General features: G+C 73.1%; 17 protein-coding genes. 7 read left to right on the top strand and 10 right to left on the bottom strand.

Annotation, left to right across the window (positions count from 1 at the left end; all coding sequences use genetic code 11):
• The first annotated feature begins 9 nt into the window (after nt 1–9).
• The 3 genes from ACI3EY_RS12810 to ACI3EY_RS12800 all read left to right on the top strand — a co-directional run bounded on the left by ACI3EY_RS12810 (nt 10) and on the right by ACI3EY_RS12800 (nt 3,791).
• On the top strand, nt 10–900 hold the full coding sequence (locus ACI3EY_RS12810; protein WP_405040623.1) for a hypothetical protein: 891 nt from the start codon (nt 10–12) through the stop codon (nt 898–900).
• A 111-nt stretch (nt 901–1,011) separates the two neighbouring features.
• Nucleotides 1,012–2,739: an ABC-F family ATP-binding cassette domain-containing protein gene (locus tag ACI3EY_RS12805; RefSeq protein WP_405040622.1), complete on the top strand. Its 1,728-nt coding sequence runs from the start codon at nt 1,012–1,014 to the stop codon at nt 2,737–2,739.
• 194 nt (nt 2,740–2,933) lie between these two features.
• Nucleotides 2,934–3,791, top strand: coding sequence for a DNA-formamidopyrimidine glycosylase family protein (locus ACI3EY_RS12800; protein WP_405040621.1), 858 nt, complete (start codon nt 2,934–2,936; stop codon nt 3,789–3,791).
• A 6-nt stretch (nt 3,792–3,797) separates the two neighbouring features.
• Here ACI3EY_RS12800 and ACI3EY_RS12795 read toward each other — a convergent pair whose 3' ends face one another.
• The 8 genes from ACI3EY_RS12795 to ACI3EY_RS12760 form a co-directional block, all read right to left on the bottom strand.
• Nucleotides 3,798–5,249, bottom strand: a complete 1,452-nt coding sequence (locus ACI3EY_RS12795) for a DUF6395 domain-containing protein (RefSeq protein ID WP_405040620.1) — start codon at nt 5,247–5,249, stop codon at nt 3,798–3,800.
• The gene (locus ACI3EY_RS12790; RefSeq protein WP_405040619.1) at nt 5,249–5,665 is read right to left on the bottom strand and encodes a rhodanese-like domain-containing protein; all 417 of its coding nucleotides are present in this window, start codon (nt 5,663–5,665) and stop codon (nt 5,249–5,251) included. The genes ACI3EY_RS12795 and ACI3EY_RS12790 overlap by 1 nt, the downstream gene beginning before the upstream one ends.
• A 39-nt stretch (nt 5,666–5,704) precedes the next feature.
• Nucleotides 5,705–6,037 (bottom strand): helix-turn-helix domain-containing protein, encoded by a 333-nt coding sequence (locus ACI3EY_RS12785; RefSeq protein ID WP_405038278.1) that lies wholly within the window; start codon nt 6,035–6,037, stop codon nt 5,705–5,707.
• Nucleotides 6,038–6,119: 82 nt separating this feature from the next.
• On the bottom strand, nt 6,120–6,623 hold the full coding sequence (locus tag ACI3EY_RS12780) for a CinA family protein (RefSeq protein ID WP_405040618.1): 504 nt from the start codon (nt 6,621–6,623) through the stop codon (nt 6,120–6,122).
• Nucleotides 6,620–7,231 carry a CDP-diacylglycerol--glycerol-3-phosphate 3-phosphatidyltransferase gene (pgsA, locus tag ACI3EY_RS12775; RefSeq protein ID WP_405038237.1) on the bottom strand — a complete coding sequence of 204 codons (612 nt, stop codon included), beginning with the start codon at nt 7,229–7,231 and terminating at the stop codon, nt 6,620–6,622. The genes ACI3EY_RS12780 and pgsA overlap by 4 nt, the downstream gene beginning before the upstream one ends.
• Complete coding sequence (rimO, locus tag ACI3EY_RS12770; protein WP_405040617.1) at nt 7,228–8,733, bottom strand: 30S ribosomal protein S12 methylthiotransferase RimO; 1,506 nt, start codon at nt 8,731–8,733, stop codon at nt 7,228–7,230. Before rimO ends, pgsA begins: the two co-directional genes overlap by 4 nt.
• Before the next feature lie 53 nt (nt 8,734–8,786).
• A complete protein-coding gene (locus ACI3EY_RS12765) occupies nt 8,787–9,551 on the bottom strand; it encodes a maleylpyruvate isomerase family mycothiol-dependent enzyme (RefSeq protein ID WP_405040616.1) in 765 nt (254 codons plus the stop codon).
• A 4-nt stretch (nt 9,552–9,555) separates the two neighbouring features.
• On the bottom strand, nt 9,556–12,228 hold the full coding sequence (locus tag ACI3EY_RS12760) for an FtsK/SpoIIIE family DNA translocase (RefSeq protein ID WP_405040636.1): 2,673 nt from the start codon (nt 12,226–12,228) through the stop codon (nt 9,556–9,558).
• A gap of 370 nt (nt 12,229–12,598) precedes the next feature.
• Here ACI3EY_RS12760 and ACI3EY_RS12755 point away from each other — a divergent pair, with 370 nt between their 5' ends.
• Nucleotides 12,599–12,994, top strand: a complete 396-nt coding sequence (locus ACI3EY_RS12755) for a 2TM domain-containing protein (RefSeq protein ID WP_405040615.1) — start codon at nt 12,599–12,601, stop codon at nt 12,992–12,994.
• 10 nt (nt 12,995–13,004) lie between these two features.
• Nucleotides 13,005–13,373: a 2TM domain-containing protein gene (locus ACI3EY_RS12750; protein ID WP_405038241.1), complete on the top strand. Its 369-nt coding sequence runs from the start codon at nt 13,005–13,007 to the stop codon at nt 13,371–13,373.
• Between the two features lie 38 nt (nt 13,374–13,411).
• Here the strand turns inward: ACI3EY_RS12750 and ACI3EY_RS12745 are convergent, their stop codons facing one another.
• On the bottom strand, nt 13,412–15,097 hold the full coding sequence (locus ACI3EY_RS12745) for a ribonuclease J (protein WP_405038242.1): 1,686 nt from the start codon (nt 15,095–15,097) through the stop codon (nt 13,412–13,414).
• A 102-nt stretch (nt 15,098–15,199) separates the two neighbouring features.
• Between ACI3EY_RS12745 and ACI3EY_RS12740 the strand changes: the two genes are divergently transcribed.
• Complete coding sequence (locus tag ACI3EY_RS12740) at nt 15,200–16,021, top strand: thymidylate synthase (protein WP_405040614.1); 822 nt, start codon at nt 15,200–15,202, stop codon at nt 16,019–16,021.
• Nucleotides 16,018–16,971, top strand: a complete 954-nt coding sequence (locus ACI3EY_RS12735) for a dihydrofolate reductase (RefSeq protein ID WP_405038244.1) — start codon at nt 16,018–16,020, stop codon at nt 16,969–16,971. The genes ACI3EY_RS12740 and ACI3EY_RS12735 overlap by 4 nt, the downstream gene beginning before the upstream one ends.
• Nucleotides 16,972–17,048: 77 nt before the next feature.
• Here the strand turns inward: ACI3EY_RS12735 and ACI3EY_RS12730 are convergent, their stop codons facing one another.
• On the bottom strand, nt 17,049–18,332 hold the full coding sequence (locus ACI3EY_RS12730) for an HNH endonuclease signature motif containing protein (RefSeq protein WP_405040613.1): 1,284 nt from the start codon (nt 18,330–18,332) through the stop codon (nt 17,049–17,051).
• Nucleotides 18,333–18,353: the final 21 nt, after the last annotated feature.

Raw genomic sequence — 18,353 nt, 5'->3', positions numbered from 1 at the left:
CCTGCCCGTGTGCACCAGCCACCGACGAGCCTCTCGGACCAGCAGGTCCTCGACCGGGTGCGCACCGAGTGGTGCCCGGACGTCACTGCCGTGCGCCACCTCGCCGTCGGGTTCGGTGCCTGGCACTGGCGAGCAGAGGTCGAGGGGACCGCCCGACTCTTCGTCACGCTGGACCCGCCGCTGTGGCACACCGCGGAGTCGGCGGAGGCCACCTACGCCGCCGCCGCTCACCTGGCCCGCACGCTGGACGTCGTGCACGCCTGTCTCCCGACCCGGGCAGGTCGTCTCACCAGCCGGTTCGACCAGGGCTGGCTCAGCTGCACCGCGTGGCTGGAAGGACACCGGCCCCCCTCGGTGGGGCCCGAAGCCGTGGAAGCCCTCCACCGGCTGCATGCATCCCCGCCGCCACCTGGCGTGCTCACCTGGGAACCGACGGTGGCGGCCGACCTGGTGGACGAGCTCACGGCCTGGGTCGCCGGGGACGGATGGGCGGGACCGCACGGGGAGGTCGCCAGGGCGCACGTGCGCGCCGGGCTGAGCGGCGCCGTCGAACGGGGCCTCACGACATACCTGCGGCTGCGCCAAGGCCTGGATCACGCGACCTACGTACCCACCCACGGGGAGCCCGGCGCGCACAACCAGTGGCGCACCGAGGACGGACGCCTGCTCCTCCTGGACTGGGAGACCTTGCGGCTCGCGCCCCGTGAGCGGGACCTGCTGGACGGCTACCACGAGCGGGTCGAGCACGACCCGGACCTGCTGCACCTCTTCCGGCTCGAGTGGCGGCTGTCGGAGGTGCGCTCCTACGCGCAGTGGCTGCGAGGACCCCACGAGGACGACACCGACACCCGGACGGCCCTGGACGGGCTGCGCGCAGAACTGGCCGCCCTCACCGGATAACCCGGTGTGGACCGGGGCCACCCTTGCTACCGTCGTGGCCGTGTGGATCTCCTGACGACCGCCCGACGCGCTGGTGCGCGCTGCCCGTCCCCCCTGCTCAGGAGATCCCCCATGCCCGCTCCGCTGTCCTCCCTCCCCGCCTCGACCGCGTCCGGCCCGGCCCACCTGCGTGTGGACGGCATCTCCCGGTCCTTCCCCGACCGTCGCGTGCTCACCGACGTCTCGCTCGTCGTGTCCTCCGGCGAGCGGGCCTGCCTGATCGGTGAGAACGGGTCCGGCAAGTCCACGTTGCTGCGGATCATCGCCGGTCTGGACCGCCCGGACACCGGGACGGTCCAGGTGCCCGGCACCGTCGGGCTGCACCACCAGGAACCTCCCTTCGACCCGCGGCTGAGCATGAGGCAGGTGCTCGCGGAGGCCACCGCACCGCTGCGGGCCCTCGCCGCACGGGTGGAGGCCGAGGCGGCGGCGCTGGCCGACGAGGACCCCGGCGCCGGCGCCCGTCTGGATGCCGCGCTGGAGTCCGCGCGTCGCCACCGGGCGTGGGACACCGAGCACCGCACCGACCGGCTCGTGCAGGGGCTGGGCCTGGCGTCCGTGCCCCGGGACCGCCCGGCCGCGGACCTGTCGGGTGGGCAGCGGTCCCGGCTGTCCTTGGCGTGGATGCTGCTCCGCTCCCCCGACACCCTGCTGCTGGACGAGCCCACCAACCACCTGGATGACGAAGGCACCGAGCTGTTGGTGGAGCTGCTCCGAGGGTGGGCGGGTCCGGTGCTGCTGGCCAGTCATGACCGGGCCTTCCTGGACGAGGCCGGTACGACCCTGCTGGACCTCGACCCGGCACCGATGCCGCGTGCCGGGATCGGCGGGGACACCGACGCCGACTCCCCCGGGTCCGGGTTCGGGCTCACCCGCTTCACCGGTAGCTACTCGGCATACCTGCAGCAGCGCCGGGACGACCGGCGTCGCTGGGTGCACCGGTACCGGGAGGAGCAGGAGGAGCTGCACCGGCTGCGGACCCGGGTGCGGACCGACCAGCAGGTCGGGCATGCGGACCGCGCTCCCCGCACCGAGGCCCGCGCCAGCCGGAAGTTCTACTCCGACCGCAACGCCACCGTCGTCGCCCGGCGGGTCAACGACGCCGCCACCGCCCTGGAGCGGCTGGAGGCGGCGCAGGTCAGACAGCCACCGGCGCGGCTGCGTTTCCGTGGACCGCCGGGGTCGGTCGGGCGCACGATTCCCCCTGGCCCGGTGCTGACCGCTGACCGGATCGGTGTGCACGGGCGGCTGGGCGAGGTGTCGCTGACGGTGTCCAGGCGCACGCGGCTGCTGGTGACCGGTGCGAACGGGTCCGGCAAGTCGACGCTGCTGGAGGTGCTCGCCGGCGCGGGACGTGGTCTCCCGACGGGGACGGCCGCCGGCGGCGTGCTCATGGTGGCGCCCGGGGTCAGGGTCGGACTGCTCAGCCAGGAGCCCCTGCCCCGGCCCTCCGCACGGTCGGTACGGCAGGAGTATGCCGTCGCCGTCGGCCAGGAGCAGGCGTCACGGCACCCCCTGGCCGACCACGGGCTGCTCGCCGAGCGGGACCTCGACCGTCGGGTGGGCGACCTGTCCGTCGGACAGCGCCGTCGGTTGGACCTGGCGGTCGTCCTCGCTGACCCGCCGGACGTGCTGCTGCTCGACGAGCCCACGAACCACCTCTCGCTCCTGCTGGTGTCCGAGCTGGAGCTGTCGTTGCCCGACTACCCGGGTGCCGTGGTGGTCGCCAGCCATGACCGCTGGCTGCGTGAGGACTGGCACGGCGAGCGCCTGCACCTTCCGGAGGGGACACTGGGGTGATGACCCCGCCACCGGTAGCCGAACCGACGGACGCCCTGCGGCGCGCGCGGGCGACGCGCGGCCCGGCATACCCGTGGTGCATGCATGAGGCTCGCCCGGTCCGAGCACAACGCTCGCCCGGTCCGAGCACAACGCTCGCCCGGTCGGGGTGGGCAGGGTGGGCAGGATGAGGGCCAGAGCCAGGGGTCGGGGCCGTGCCTGAGGGGGACGCGGTCTGGCGTACCGCGCAGCGCCTGCACGAGGGGTTGGCCGGGGACCGGTTGGCCGGGTCCGACATCAGGGTGCCCGCCCATGCCACCGCCGACCTGTCCGGGCGACGCACCCTGGAGGTGGTGCCGAGGGGCAAGCACCTGCTGCACCGGGTCGAGGGTGACCTCACCGTGCACAGCCACCTGCGGATGGAGGGCTCCTGGCGGGTGCACCCGGTCGGTCGACGGCACGCCCTCGGACACCGGCACACCGTCCGTGCCCTGCTGTGGTCGACCCGCCGGGTCGCCGTCGGGGACAGCCTCGGGATGCTCGACCTGGTGCTTACCAGCCAGGAGCACCGGGTGGTGGGGCACCTCGGGCCGGACCTGCTGGACCCCGGGTACGACGCGCAGGTCGCCCTGGCCAACGTGCGGGCCGACCCGCACCGCACCATCACCGAGGCCTGTCTGGACCAGCGCAACGTCGCCGGGATGGGCACCATCTTCACCGCCGAGCCGCTCTTCCTGCTCGGCATCAACCCGTGGACACCGGTGGGCGGGTTGGACCCCGGTCAGGTCGAGGAGCTGCTGTCCACCGCCCGCCGGCTGCTCGTACTCAGCTGCCGCCAGGGTCGAACCACGATCACCGGCCGCGGGGACGTCGCGGACGACGACGCGTGGGTGCACGGACGGGTCGGTCTGCCCTGCAAACGCTGCGGTGTCCCGATCAGGCTGGCCCCCATCGGTCAGCAGCCGCAGCAGCGGGTGATGTTCTCGTGCCCCGGCTGCCAAGGCGGCCGTGCCCCCACCGACGACGGTGCCCCGCAGACGCCGCTGGGTCACGCCCGGCGCCGCTACACCTAGACCCGCCTACCCTGAACCTGTATTCGAGCCCGGGCCTCGGATGGCCCAGGTCCTGGGTCCCCACCGACGCACCCCGGCCCTCAGCACGCGGCGGACCCGGCTCACGGACCGCGCCATCCGGTCATGGGAGGGGTGCGCGGCCAGCCAAGCCTCCAGCTCGCGTTGGGCGGCGGCTCGGCTCGGGTCCTCCGGGCCGGGGACGGCATAGTCCCGCACGGCCTGCTCCTGCTCGGCGGTCATCGGCTCCGCGACGGTGAGCAGCCGCTGCTGCACCTCCTGGCGGTAGGGGGCGGGCAGGTGCTCGAGGGCGGGCGGGTAGGACCGGGTCAGCCAGGGCAGCGGGTCCGGGCCGGTCTTGGCCACGACCAGGCGCAGCAACGGGTCGGCGCCACCGTCGGCGAGGTACCGGTGCACGCAATGCGACACCACCGGCTCCACCTTGATCGGGTCGGCGAGCAGGTGCTGGCGCGGCTCCACCCCTCGCCACTGCCGCTGCAGCACGTGGTCGTCCGGCCAGCTGCCGGTGACCGCACCGGCCAGCAGGGTCTTGCGGGCGCACTTGGCGCACCGCCCGCACGGCCGTCCGAGCCGAGGACCGCGGACACAGGACTGGGCGGCGGAGCCCAGCTCGTGCCGCGCCACGATGGTGCTGGTCACCACCTCGGAGACCCCCGCCACGGGCAGCAGCACGGGCAGGCCGACGGCGTCGAAGACGGCACCCCACTCGCGCAGGAACGGGGAGTCGGCCAGGTCCCGGAAGATCCCGCGCTGCAACCGGTAGGTGGCCTCCAGCGGGGCTCCCCAGGCCACCGCGTCCAGCCGGTCCGCGTCCGCGTGCAGCAGCAGGGGAACCGCGGTGGTGAAGTCGTGCGGGAAGCCCGTCGGGTCGCGCAGGTACTCGACGTCGCTGGGGACCACGACGACGGCCCGGCCGGTCGCGCGGACCCGGGCGCAGGACTGCTCGGCCGCACGGGTGTCGAACATGGTGGCGCGACGCTCGTCCACGGGCGCCCGGCGGAGCAGGTGATAGGAGCGGGTCCGCTCCGGCATCATCGCCAGGGCGGCCACGCTGTCGGTGCCGCCGCTGAAGCACAGGCCGGGCACACCGCCCCCGTCGCCATCCCCGTCACGGCCGTCGCCGCCGGGACGCGGACGTGGCTGCACGTCCGGGGAGACCGACCGCAGCCGCAGCCGTGGGCCGGTCCGGAGCGCCTCCGCCAGCGCCGGACTGGCGGCCACCGACGAGGTGATCTCGGTGCGGGTACCGACCCAGGGTCGCGCGCACAGCAGCGCCGACAGGACCAGCAGGTCGGGATGCACCGCCCCCAGCTCCGCGTCCACCTCGAAGGTGGCGGTCCGCCGGGCCAGCCGGGCGCGCGACGCCGGAGCCGCCCCCTGCGTGCCCGGGGTGAGGGTGATCTCGACCCTTCCGGGACGATGGACGATGCCGAGCTCCATCAGCGTGTGCTGACCACGTCTCTCCCGGCGGACTCCCAGGCCGTGATGCCGCCCTCCAGGTGGGCGACGTCGACGAAGCCGCCGTCCAGCATGGTCTCCATCGCCTCCGCAGAGCGGTTCCCGGTGCGGCAGTACACGGCGTAGGTGGCCCCCAGCTCCAGCTCTTCGATCCGTTCCGCGAAGTCGTCCGCGGCGAGGTCGATGTTGACCGCGTCCGGCAGGTGCCCCCCGGCATACTCCTGCGGGGTACGGACGTCCAGCACGATGGTGCCGTCCTGGCCGACCCGGTCGGCGAACGCCTGCACGTCCAGGGTCTGCCCGGTCGCCGGCTGTCCCGACTCCTCCGGGCCCACCGAGCACCCGGACAGCAGCAGGGCCGCGGCCGCCAGGGGGACGATGCTGCGTCGTCGCGTCATCGGGAGGGGCTCATCGCGGGGTCGTGTCGGGACCGGGTGTCAGGCCGCGGAGACGACCGAGCGCTCGTCGCGCACCCGTCGGTGCAGGGGGCGCGCCAGGCCCGTGGTCAGGACCGTCGTCATCTGGGCCTCGGCAGCCTCGGCCAGGCTGGCCCGGTCGGCGACCGTGGAGAGCATCTGGGAGAGGGAGACGTCCAGGGCCTTGCAGATCGAGGCGAGCAGCTCCGAGGAGGCTTCCTTCTCGCCGCGCTCGATCTCGGAGAGGTACCCGAGGGAGCAGGCCGCGGAGGCACTGACCTCACGCAGGGTGCGCCCCTGGACCTGTCGGGTCTCACGGAGGGCGTCCCCCAGCTCGCGCCGCAACAGCACCATCGTCATCCCTCCTCACTCTCCTCGTCCCGGCTCCGCCGGGTCGTCTCGGTCCGTTCCCACCGGTCGGGGTGCCGACCGATGCTTATACCGTACCCCGCGACTGTGACAGGCACGTGTCGAGCCTCTCCTCCAGGAGGTCCAGCGCCGCCGTCACGGTCTGTCGGCGGATCTGCTCACGGGACCCGTGCAGGTGCAACGCACGGTGCGCCACGCCGTGTTCCCCACCGGCCACCGCCAGGTGGACGGTGCCTGCCGGGTGTCCGTCGCTGGGGCCGGGGCCGGCCACCCCGGTCGTGGCGACGCACCAGTCGGCCCCCAGCAGCCGGGCCCCGCCACGTGCCATCGCCACCGCGCACGCGGGCGAGACCGCACCGACCCCGTCCAGCACCTCCGCCGGGACGCCCAGGACCGTGTGCTTCACCCCCACCGCATAGGCCGTCACCCCGCCGCGCACCGCGGCACTGGCGCCGGGCACCGCGGTCAGCGCCGCGCACACCCACCCGCCGGTGAGCGACTCGGCGGTGGCCACGCTCTGCCCGCGCTCCAGCAGCAGCGCCAGCACGGCACCGGCGGCGTCGTCGCTCATCTCGAGGGTCGCGGGGGCGGCGCGGCGAACGCCTGCCGGACGTAGTCGATCCCGGTCACCAGGGTCACCGCTGCCGCCAGGTACATCACCCACAGCCCGAGGTCACCGAGCAGACCCCCCACCGGGGCGAGGACGATGCTGATCCCGACGGCCTGCAGCACGGTCTTGAGCTTGCCGCCGCGGCTGGCCGGGATGACCCCCCGCCGGATCACCACGAACCGCATCAGCGTGATCGCGACCTCCCGGACCAGGATCACCACGGTCACCCACCAGGGCAGCAGGTCGAGGATCGAGAGCCCGATGAGCGCGGTCCCGATCAGCGCCTTGTCCGCGATCGGGTCCATCAGCTTGCCGAAGTCGGTGATCAGCCCGTACCGGCGCGCCAGGTAGCCGTCCACCCAGTCGGTGCCGATGGCGAGCAGGAAGACGACCAACGCCCACCAGCGCAGAGACCCGTCCCCGGGCTCCGTGAGCAGCAGCCACCCGAAGACCGGTACGAGCGCGATGCGAAGCATGGTCAGCGCGTTCGGCAGGTTCCACACCGAGACCCGGGGCGATACCCGAGCCGTGGCGATCTCGGGGCCGTCCGGGTCGTGCGGGCCGATCATCGTCCCGGCCCCCGCGGGTCGGTGGACGGCTCAGGCACCGCCACCAGGTCCACCCCCTCGGTGGCGACGACGGTCGCGGTGACGATGTCCCCCGGCTGCAGCGACGGCATACCCCCGTCGTCGTCGACGAGATAGGTGACCCCGTCGACGTCCGGACCCTGCTGCCCGGCACGGCCCACCAGGCGCGGGAGCTCCTCGCCCTCGTCCTCCACCGACTCGACGAGCACCTCGACCCGGGTGCCGATCCTGTCCGCAGCGCGCTGCGCGGTGAGCTCCTCCACCAGCGCGCTCACCCGCTCGACCCGCTCCCGGATGGTGTCCTCGTCGTGCTTGCCCTCGTAGTCCTCGGCCTCGGTCCCGTCCTCGTCGGAGTAGCCGAACACGCCGACCACGTCCAGCCGCGCCTCGCAGAGGAAGTCGGTGAGCTCGGCCAGGTCCTCCTCGGTCTCGCCGGGGAAGCCGACGATCACGTTGGTGCGGATCCCCGCCTCCGGCACCCGGTCACGGACCTGCTCCAGCAGCCCCAGGAAGGAGGCCCGGTCGCCGAAGCGGCGCATCCGGCGCAGCAGCGGCCCGGAGGCGTGCTGGAAGGAGATGTCGAAGTAGGGCACCACGCCGGGGGTGCGGGCCATCGCGTCCAGCAGCTCGGGACGGATCTCGGCCGGCTGCAGGTACGACACCCGGACCCGCTCCACGCCCGGCAGCTCGGCGAGCTCGGGCAGCAGGGCGTCCACCAGGCGCAGGTCACCGAGGTCCTTGCCGTAGGAGGTGGTGTTCTCGCTGACCAGGAAGAGCTCCTTGACCCCCCGCTCGGCGAGCCAGGCACCCTCCGCCACGATCTCGGCGGGGGCCCGCGAGACGAAGGCGCCGCGGAACATCGGGATGGCGCAGAAGGCGCACCGCCGGTCGCAGCCGGAGGCGATCTTCAGCGGTGCCCACGGGCGGCCGTCCAGCCGCGCCCGGACCACCCTGGGCCCGGTCGCCGGGGCGACCTGCTCCAGCGGGACCAGGGGCTCGGCGGTCTCCTCCTGCTGGTGGCCGGGCAGCGACACCGCACCCGCGGCACCGCGCCGGTCCGACGGGGAGATCGGGAGCAGTCGGCGCCGGTCGCGGGGCACGTGCGAGGCGGGCCGCTCCCCCGCGAGGATGTTGCGCAGGTGGGTCGACATGTCGGCGTAGGAGTCGAAGCCCAGGACGGCGTCCGCCTCCGGGAGCTCGGCGGCGAGCTGCTCGCCGTAGCGCTCCGCCATGCAGCCGACGGCGACCACCTTCTGGGTCCTGCCGGTCTGCTTGAGCTCGTTGGCCTCCAGCAGGGCGTCGACGGAGTCCTTCTTGGCCTGCTCGACGAAGCCGCAGGTGTTGACCACGGCGACGTCTGCCTCGGCGGCGTCCTCGACCAGGGTCCACCCCTGTGAGGCGAGCCTTCCGGCCAGCTCCTCGGAGTCCACCTCGTTGCGGGTGCAGCCCAGGGTGACCACGGCGACGCTACGGGCTGAAGACATGCCTCGAGTGTAGGTGCGCGGCCGCGGGCCGACGACCGGCACGCCCCGGACGCTCAGAGCCAGGGGGGCAGCTCCGGCGGCGCGAACCCGGCCCCGCCCGTGGCATCCGCATCGACATCGGCCCCTGCACCGTCGGTGCGTCTCAGCGGCAGGGTGGCGGCCCGGCCGCTCACGTAGGCGGCCAGCGCTCGGACGTCACCGACCACCACGGGGTCCTCCGGGCCGGGCGCACCGATGTCCCACCGGGCATCGCCGGGGTCGGCACGCAGGTGCAGCCGGGGGTGCCCCTGCACCCGGGACCGCTGTCGGACCACGTCCCCGACGACCAGGTCGGCGAAGACCTCCGGCAGGTCGGCGTCGGTGACCCCGGACCCCAGGTCCAGGGCGTGCAGGAAGACCTCCCGGACCCGCAGCCACGGGATCACCGTGGCCTCGACCTCGGTCCCCTGCCGTACCCTGACCTTGCGCGCCCACGCGCGCCGGGGCATCGCCGCCAGACCTTCCCGCAGTCCCAGCGCGGCGCGTGCGGACGCCTCCCGCAGCTCTGCCGCCGGGCGCAGGGACAGCGCCTCGATGTCCGCGTCCCGGGCCTGAGGCGAGGCATACATCGGCGTCACCACGCCGGTCCGTGCCCAGGTGACGAGGTTGGTCAGCGCCACGGCGTTGAGCGCGACGTGCGCGACCACGTGCGCCCGGCTCCACCCGGGCAGGGTGGACAGCCCGGTCAGGTCCTGGTCGGACAACGCGGCGAGCGCGTCCTCCCACAGGTCCGTCCCCACCTCGAGCAGCTCCAACGAGCTCTCCCGCGCCGGTGCCACCACCTCACCGCCCGGTCAGGTCCCAGGCGTCCTCGCTCTCGGGCTCCTCGTCCTCGGGAACGGCGGACGCGCCGATCGGGTCCCCGTCGTAGCGGGCGTCCCGCACCCCGTCCTGCGGGTCCTGCACATCGACGACCTCGCTCGGGTTCGCCGAGAAGGGCTCGGAGTCGCTCTCCGGCTCTGGCCGGGGCGGGTCCTGGCCCTGCAGCAGCGCCAGGGTGGTCTCCAGGTCGTCCGGCCGGACCAGCACCTCGCGGGCCTTGCTGCCCTCGGAGGGGCCCACGATGCCGCGGGTCTCCATCAGGTCCATCAGCCGCCCGGCCTTGGCGAAGCCGACGCGCAGCTTGCGCTGCAGCATCGAGGTCGAGCCGAACTGGGTGGTGACGACCTGCTCCGTGGCCTGCAGCAGCAGGTCGAGGTCGTCGCCGATCTCCTCGTCGACCTGCTTGCTCACCGGGGCGGCGATGACCTCCTCGACGTACTTCGGCTTCAGCTGACCGGTGACGTGGGCGACCACGTCGTGGATCTCCGTCTCCGTCACCCAGGCGCCCTGGACTCGCATGGTCTTGCTGGCACCCATCGGCAGGAACAGCGCGTCCCCCATGCCGATGAGCTTCTCGGCGCCGGGCTGGTCGAGCACGACGCGGGAGTCGGCCAGCGACGAGGTCGCGAACGCCATCCGGCTGGGGACGTTGGCCTTGATCAGGCCTGTCACCACGTCCACCGACGGCCGCTGGGTGGCCAGCACCAGGTGGATCCCGGCGGCCCGGGCGAGCTGGGTGATGCGGACCACCGACTCCTCAACGTCGCGCGGGGCGACCATCATCAGGTCGGCGAGCTCATCCACCACGACCAGCAGGTACGGGTAGGGCTGCATGACCCGCTCAGAGCCCGCCGGTGGGGTGATCTTGCCGGCCCTGATGGCCTTGTTGAAGTCGTCGACGTGCTTGTAGCCGTAGGTCGCCAGGTCGTCGTAGCGGTGGTCCATCTCCTTGACGACCCAGGCCAGCGCCTCCGCCGCCTTCTTCGGGTTGGTGATGATCGGGGTGATCAGGTGCGGGATCCCCTCGTATGCCGTGAGCTCCACCCGCTTGGGGTCGACCAGGATCAGCCGGACCTCGTCGGGGGTGGAGCGCATCAGGACCGAGGTGATCATCGAGTTCACGAAGCTGGACTTGCCCGAGCCGGTGGCACCGGCGACCAGCAGGTGCGGCATCTTCGCCAGGTTGGCGATGACGTAGCCACCCTCGACGTCCTTGCCGACGCCCATCACCATCGGGTGCACGTTGTTGCGGGCTGCCTGGCTGCGCAGCACGTCGCCGAGGCTGACGTTCTCCCGGTCGGTGTTGGGGATCTCGACACCGACCGCCGACTTGCCCGGGATCGGGGAGAGGATGCGCACGTCGGCGCTGGCGACGGCATACGCGATGTTCTTGGAGAGGGCGGTGATCCGCTCCACCTTCACTCCGGGGCCGAGCTCGACCTCGTACCGGGTCACGGTGGGCCCGCGGGTGAAGTCGGTGACCTGGGCGTCGATGTTGAAGTCCTCGAGCACCCCGGTCAGCGCGTCGACGATCTTGTCGTTGGCCTCCGACCGTTCCTTGTGCGGGGTGCCCGGCTTGAGCATGGCGGAGTCGGGCAGCGTGTACGTGACGTCACCGGCGAGCTGCAGCTGCTCCACCCGCTGCGGCAGCTGGGTGGTGGGCGGGGCCTCGAGCTGCGCCGCGGCCTCACGCTTCGACTCGGCTGCGCGGGTGCGCAGCTTCTCCGCGGCGCTGGGCGGCGCGGGGCGCCGCTGCCCGGGTCGCAGGGACGGGATCTCCTCGGTGTTCTCGCCCTCGGCCGCGACGTCCGCCGTGGTCGGCGCGCTCTTCGCCGGGGCCGGCGAGCCCGTCGCGCGGCGCGGGGCGGCCGAAGCCGAGGTCGAGGCTGGTCCGGTGGCCGTGTCGGTGCTCTCGGTGGCCGCCTCGGCGTCCGTGCCGCGACGGCGCCGGGCGCCGGCCCGCAGCGAACGACGGCGGGCGCCCTGGCTGTCCACCTGTGCGGCCTGCTCGAAGGCGATGTCGCCCTCGCGCGGACCGTCGAGGTCCCCGGAGCGACGACGTCGGCGGTGCACCGGGCGTCCCTGCTCGTCGACCTCGTCGAAACGCGCGGAGTCGAAGAGCTGCTGCTCCACCTCACGGATCCGGTCCGGGATGCGGTGCACCGGGGTCCGGGTGAGCACCAGGAAGCCGAAGGCCCCGAGCAGGCTCAGCACGATGTAGGCCCCGGTCACCGTGATCGCGGACGCCGGGATGGAGGAGGCCATGAAGCCGAGCACCCCGCCGGAGCTCTGCATGACCAGCGCACCCTCGGCGTAGTCCGGGTTGCCCGCGACCAGGTGGGTGATGCCGCTGGCGGCCACCAGCATCGCGGTGGTGCCGATCGTCATCCTGTTGGTGGCCCGTTGATCGTCGGGCGACCGGAAGAGGCGCACGGCGAAGGCGAGCAGGACCAGCGGCAGCGCCAGGCCGACGCGGCCGAAGGTGCCGGCCACCCCCGCGTGCACGATGTCGCCGAAGATGCCGTCGAGCTGCCACCACTCCCGGAGGGCGACGACGAGGGCGAGCGCCAGCAGCACGAAGCCGGCGCCGTCACGGCGGTGCTCCGGCTCGAGGTCGCGGGCGGTGTCGGTCATCGCGCGCACCGTCCCCCCGGTCGCGCCGGCGATCCCGCGCAGGGCCCGACCGGGCAGCGAGGGCCCACGGTCGACCGGCGGCTGGGTCCCGCGGCTGGGACCGGAGGAACCCTTGCCGCGGGTCGCCGTCGTCCGGCTCGCCGGACGACGGGAGGCGCCACCGGAGCTGGCGCGGGTCGAGGTTGTCGCAGTCTTGGCCACGGTCGCACCGTACCCAATGTTCACCTCAGCCACAGGTGTCCCACGCCCGTAGGGAGGGGATCAGGACCTGACACCTGTCACTGCCGGATCCCCTGGACCGGCCCTAACCTCGGGATCACGAAGGGTGCGGTACCGCACCCGGACCGGGACGAGGACGCGAGGCACGCAGATGAGCGAACCGACCAGCACCGCGGGCCCCGCCCGGCTCGGGTATGCCGCGACCGGCCCCGTCCTGCCGTCCAAACCTCCCCCGCTGCCGCCGCCGGGCACCGGAGGTCGTGAGGAGCTGCCGGACACCGCCGGCCACGGTGCTCGGCCGGAGGTGGCCGACGGCCACCGTCCTGGCTCGTGCGCGCGGATGCGGGGCCCGGGGACCCTCGCCGCCTCGGCCCACCCGATCGCTCTCTACGCCTTCATGATGGTGATGCTGATCGGGGTGTGGGCGGTCAGCGGTGGTGGCCACTTCTGGCCGCTCTGGGCGATGATCGGCTGGGGGTGGTGCCTGGTCCCGCAGGTCACCGACGCCCTCTCGCGCTCTCCCCGCAGGGCCACCGACGGTGGGTAGGCTGATGCGGGTGAACCCTCCCCAGGACGGCCCGCACGACGCGGTCGACGGCCCACCCCCGCTGCAGCCCTACCGGCCCGGCGGAGAGCTGGACCCGGACCTGCGCAAGCGGGCGCGGGAGCGGATCGAGGAGCGCAACGCCTTCCGCATACACCTGGTCACCTATCTCGCGGTGATGACGATGCTCACCGGGATCTGGCTGGTCACCGGTGGCGTCAGCACCCTGTTCTGGCCGGTGTTCCCGATGCTCGGCTGGGGCGTCGGGGTGGTCATCCACGGGGCGTCGGTGCTCATCGAGCGCGAGCCGTCGGAGGAGCAGATCGCTCAGGAGGCGGCGCGGCTGCGGCGTCGACGGGGCGAGCACGAGCTGCACGACTGACGGACGCGACCGACAGGGTCGGGGAGCCCGCGGACGGGCTAGGCGTCGATGACGACCGGGATGATCATCGGTCGCCGGCGCAGCTTGCCGCCGACGAAGGACCCGACGGTGCGGCGGATCACCTGCTGCAGCTGGTAGGTGTCCGGGTTGCCCCGGCGCTGGGCCTCCTCCAGGGCCGCGACCAGCTGGGGACGGACCCGTCCGAAGATCTCCTGACCCTCCGCGAAACCACGGGTCTGGATCTCGGGGCCGGCCGCGATGGTGCCGGTCGAGGCGTCGCGCACCACGATGATGGTGACGAAGCCCTCGTCGCGCAGGATCCGACGGTCCTTCAGCATGGTCTCGTCCGCGGCCCCGACCAGCGAGCCGTCCACGTACACGTAGCCGCACTCCACCGCGCCGACGATGCGGGCCTGCCCCGCGACGAGGTCCACCACCACCCCGTCCTCGGCGATGACCACACGGTCGCGGGGCACACCGGTCTGCACGGCCAGGTCGCCGTTGGCCACCATGTGGCGCCACTCCCCGTGCACCGGCATCACGTTGCGCGGTCGCACGATGTTGTAGCAGTAGAGCAGCTCGCCCGCGCTGGCGTGGCCGGAGACGTGGACGAGGGCGTTCTCCTTGTGCACCACGTCGGCACCGAGCCGGGTGAGGCCGTTGATGACGCGGTGGACCGCGTTCTCGTTCCCCGGGATGAGCGAGGAGGCGAGCAGCACGGTGTCCCCCTGCCCCACGTCGATCTTGTGGTCGCCGTTGGCCATCCGGGACAGGGCCGCCATCGGCTCGCCCTGGGAGCCGGTGCAGATGAGGACCTGCTGGTCGTCGGGGAGCTGGGTCAGCCTGGCCAGGTCGACGAGCACCCCGTCCGGGACGCGCAGGTAGCCCAGCTCGGCGGCGATGCCCATGTTCCGGAGCATCGAGCGGCCCACCATCGCGACCTTGCGCCCGGACCGCTCGGCCGCGTCCAGCACCTGCTGGACGCGGTGCACGTGCGAGGAGAAGCAGGCGACGATGATCCGGCGACCGGCATGGTGGAAGACGCGCTCGATGGCGGGCATGATCTGCCGCTCGGGGGTGGTGAACCCCGGCACGTGCGCGTTGGTGCTGTCCGTCATGAACAGGTCGACGCCCTCCTCCCCCAGCCGGGCGAAGGCGCGTAGGTCGGTGATCCGGCCGTCCAGCGGCAGCTGGTCCATCTTGAAGTCGCCGGTGTGCAGGATGGTGCCGCCCGAGGTACGGACGAAGACCGCCAGCGCGTCCGGGATCGAGTGGTTGACGGCGATGAACTCGCAGTCGAAGGGCCCCAGCACCTCGCGTCGCCCCTCGGCGACCCCGAGGGTGAGGGGCCGGATCCGGTGCTCCTTGAGCTTGGCCTCGATCAGCGCCAGGGTCAGCTGGGAGCCGACCAGGGGGATGTCCGGCTTCATCCGCAGCAGGTAGGGCACAGCCCCGATGTGGTCCTCGTGGCCGTGCGTCAGGACGATCGCCACGATGTCCTCGAGCCGGTCCTCGATGGCGGTGAAGTCCGGCAGGATCAGGTCCACCCCGGGCTGATGCTCCTCGGGGAAGAGGACCCCGCAGTCGATGACGAGCAGCTTGCCCCGGTGCTCGATGACCGCCATGTTGCGGCCCACCTCGCCCAGGCCCCCCAGCGCGATGACACGCACGCCCCCGTCCGGGAGGGGCGGGGGCGCGGTCAGCTCGGGGTGCGGGTGGCTCATGGCACACGAGGGTAGCCGGGGCGCGGGGCCGTCGTCAGGACGGGTGAAGGGGTGCCCGGGCGCCTCGTACGTCCTGTCCCCGCCCGCGTCTACGCTGGCTTCATGCAGGCATACCTCGACCTCCTGGACCGGATCCGCACCGAGGGGATCCGTAAGGAGGACCGCACCGGGACGGGGACCCTCTCGGTCTTCGGGCACCAGATGCGCTTCGACCTGACCGAGGGCTTCCCGGCCCTGACGACCAAGAGGCTGCACCTGCGCTCGATCATCGGCGAGCTGCTCTGGTTCCTGCGCGGGGACACCAACGTGCGCTGGCTGCAGGAGCGCAGGATCACGATCTGGGACGAGTGGGCGGACGACCAGGGCGACCTGGGGCCCGTCTACGGGCACCAGTGGCGCTCCTGGCCCAGCCCGGACGGCGGGACGATCGACCAGATCCAGCGGCTCGTCACCGGGCTGCGGGCCAACCCCGACTCGCGCCGGCACATCGTCTCCGCCTGGAACGTCGCCGAGGTCGAGCAGATGGCGCTACCCCCGTGCCACACCCTCTTCCAGTTCTACGTCGCCCCGGCCGCGCCGGAGGACCCCGACCGGCGCGGGTGGCTGTCCTGCCAGCTGTACCAGCGCAGCGCCGACACCTTCCTGGGCGTCCCCTTCAACATCGCGTCGTACGCGCTGCTGACGCACATGGTGGCCCAGGTCACCGACCTGCGGGCCAAGGACTTCGTGCACACCCTGGGCGACGCCCACCTCTACCTCAACCACCTCGACCAGGCGGCCGAGCAGCTGACCCGCTCCCCCGGTCCGCTGCCGACGCTGTGGCTCAACCCGGAGGTGAGGGCGATCGACGCCTTCGAGCTGGAGGACGTGGAGGTGCGGGACTACGTGGCCGCCCCGTCCATCAAGGCACCGATCGCGGTATGACGGTTCCCCCGGCGACGCCCCGGCCCGGGGCCCTGGTGCCCGCGACCTACGTGGCGCTGCAGCGTGACGGGGCACGCGGCCCCGAGGTGCTGCTCCAGCTGAGACGGGGCACGCCGTACATGGACGGCTGGTGGGCGTGCGGGGCCGCGGGGCACGTGGAGCCGGGCGAGACGTTCCGGGCCGCGGGCCTCCGGGAGGCGCAGGAGGAGCTGGGCGTCCGCCTCGCCGAGGAGGACCTGGAGTACTGGGCGACCGTGCAGCGCAGCTGCGCCCTGCCCGACCCGGTCGAGCAGAGGGTGGACGTCTTCCTGACCGCCCGACGTTGGGACGGCGAGCCGCACCTGGCGGAGCCGGACAAGGCCGAGCGGCTCGCGTGGTGGCCGCTGGACGACCTTCCCGCCAGGACCGTCCCGCACGAGCGGCGCGCCTTGGCCGCGCTGCGGGACGGGCAGCTCGGGTGCCTGCTGGAGCACGGGTTCGACCAGCGGTTGACGCTGATCGCGGCCCGCGGACGCAACGGGGTCATCGGTGACGGGGCGGTGATGCCATGGCACCTGCCGGCGGACCTCCGCTTCTTCAAGGAGACGACCACCGGCGGTGTCCTGGTCATGGGTCGAGGCACCTGGGACTCCATCGGTCGGGCGCTGCCGGGTCGACGCACGATCGTGGTGACCCGGCAGCGCGACTGGACCGGCCCCGGCGCCGAGGTCGCCCACTCCCTGCCGGAGGCCCTGCTGATGGCGGGGGACGGTGAGGTCTTCGTGGCCGGCGGGGGCGAGATCTACGCGCAGACGATCGCCGCGGCGGACCGGCTGCTGCTCACCGAGGTCGACCTCGCGCCGCCGGGATCGACCCGGTTCCCCGAGGTGGACACCTCGCTCTGGCGCGAGACCGAACGCCTCCCCGGCGAGGGGGACGTCCTCGCCTGGGTGACCTGGCGACGCCGCTGAGCGGTGGTGCCGCGAGCCCGGCGAGCGCTGGGCGCATGCCGGTCACCCGGCCGGTGACGGCCGGGTGCGGGGCAGGGTCATCGGAGATGCCAGGTGACGCCGGTGACGTCGGTCGTCGCGGTGCTCTCGTGCTGGTGGACCCAGGTGTGGTGACGGGCGCACAGCAGTGCGTAGTTGGCGAGGTCCGAGCGCCCGCCACGGGACCAGTGGACGATGTGGTGCGCGTCGCACCAGCTCGCGGGCACGTAGCAGCCGGGGAAGGTGCAACCTTGGTCCCGGTGGGCCAGCGCACGTCGCTGGCCGGGGGTGACCAGGCGGGCCGCACGCCCCAGGTCCAGGATCTCGCTGCGGGTGCCCAGCACGGCCGGGATCAGGTCCGCCTCACATGCCAGCTGACGGGCCCGGTGCGCGCTCAGCGCCGGTCCGCCCGCCCCACCCGGCCCGCCGGAGCCGCTGACGCCGCACCCCGGGTCCTGCCCGGTCAGGACGCCCAGCGGGATGGTGACCATCAGCTGCGCCTTGGGGGTCGTCGGTTGACCGGTGCTCCCGGCCACACCGCGGCGCAGCACGGCCATCAGCGCGTCGTAACGTCGTTGCCCGGGCGTCCTGGTCTCCACCTGCCCGGTGGCACGTGTCTCCTCCAGGGTGGCCGGCGCGGCGAGCGGTGACATCATCACCGCACGGAATGCGGCGTAGTCCGCATCCTGGCCGAAGGTGATGACCACCCGCCGCACCGAGCCGTCGGCCAGGCTCGACTCGTGCACGTCCCTCAGCTGCTCCCGCGCCCGGTCACGGGCGACCTGCTCGCCCTCCGACAGACAGGTGGCGACCAGCTGCGCGCCCACCCTGGCCAGGTCCGCCTCACCCAGTCGGGCATCCGTCGCGGCCATGGTCATCAGCTCGGCCGCCCGCGCATACTCCGTGGGACCGATAGCCGTCCGGACCCGCCCCAGCGCCCGGACCACCGCCGCGGCGCGTCCCACCGGCAGCGCCCCGCTGCGCACCGCCTCCAGCAGCGGCCCGTGCACCTGCTCCTGCCCGGCCCGGGCGAGGCAGGCGATCTCAGCGGCCTCGCGGGACGACACCGCGGGGCAGACCAGGCGCAACCAGTCGACCTCGCTGAACCCCGACTCACCGTGCAGGCCCCGGGCGATCGCCTCCCGCAGCACCGCGACCATCAATGCGTGGCTCCGGCTGGTCACCGCGTCCAGGGCTCCCAGCACGTCCCCGAGCTCACCCTCCTGCAGCAGGGCCGGAGCGGACAGCGCGGTGACGCTGCGGTCCAGCGCGGCGCGCAGCATACCCAGGACCGCCACGGCCCCTTCGCCGGGCGGTCCCTGCACCGCGACCCCCTCGTCCATAGAACAAGTGTACGAACCGGC

It is taken from the genome of Serinicoccus shuyuelongi (assembly GCF_045032955.1).
Classification (GTDB): domain Bacteria; phylum Actinomycetota; class Actinomycetes; order Actinomycetales; family Dermatophilaceae; genus Ornithinicoccus.
The sequence above is the reverse complement of the archived record's forward strand: the minus strand, read 5'-3'. Positions and strand labels throughout refer to the sequence as shown.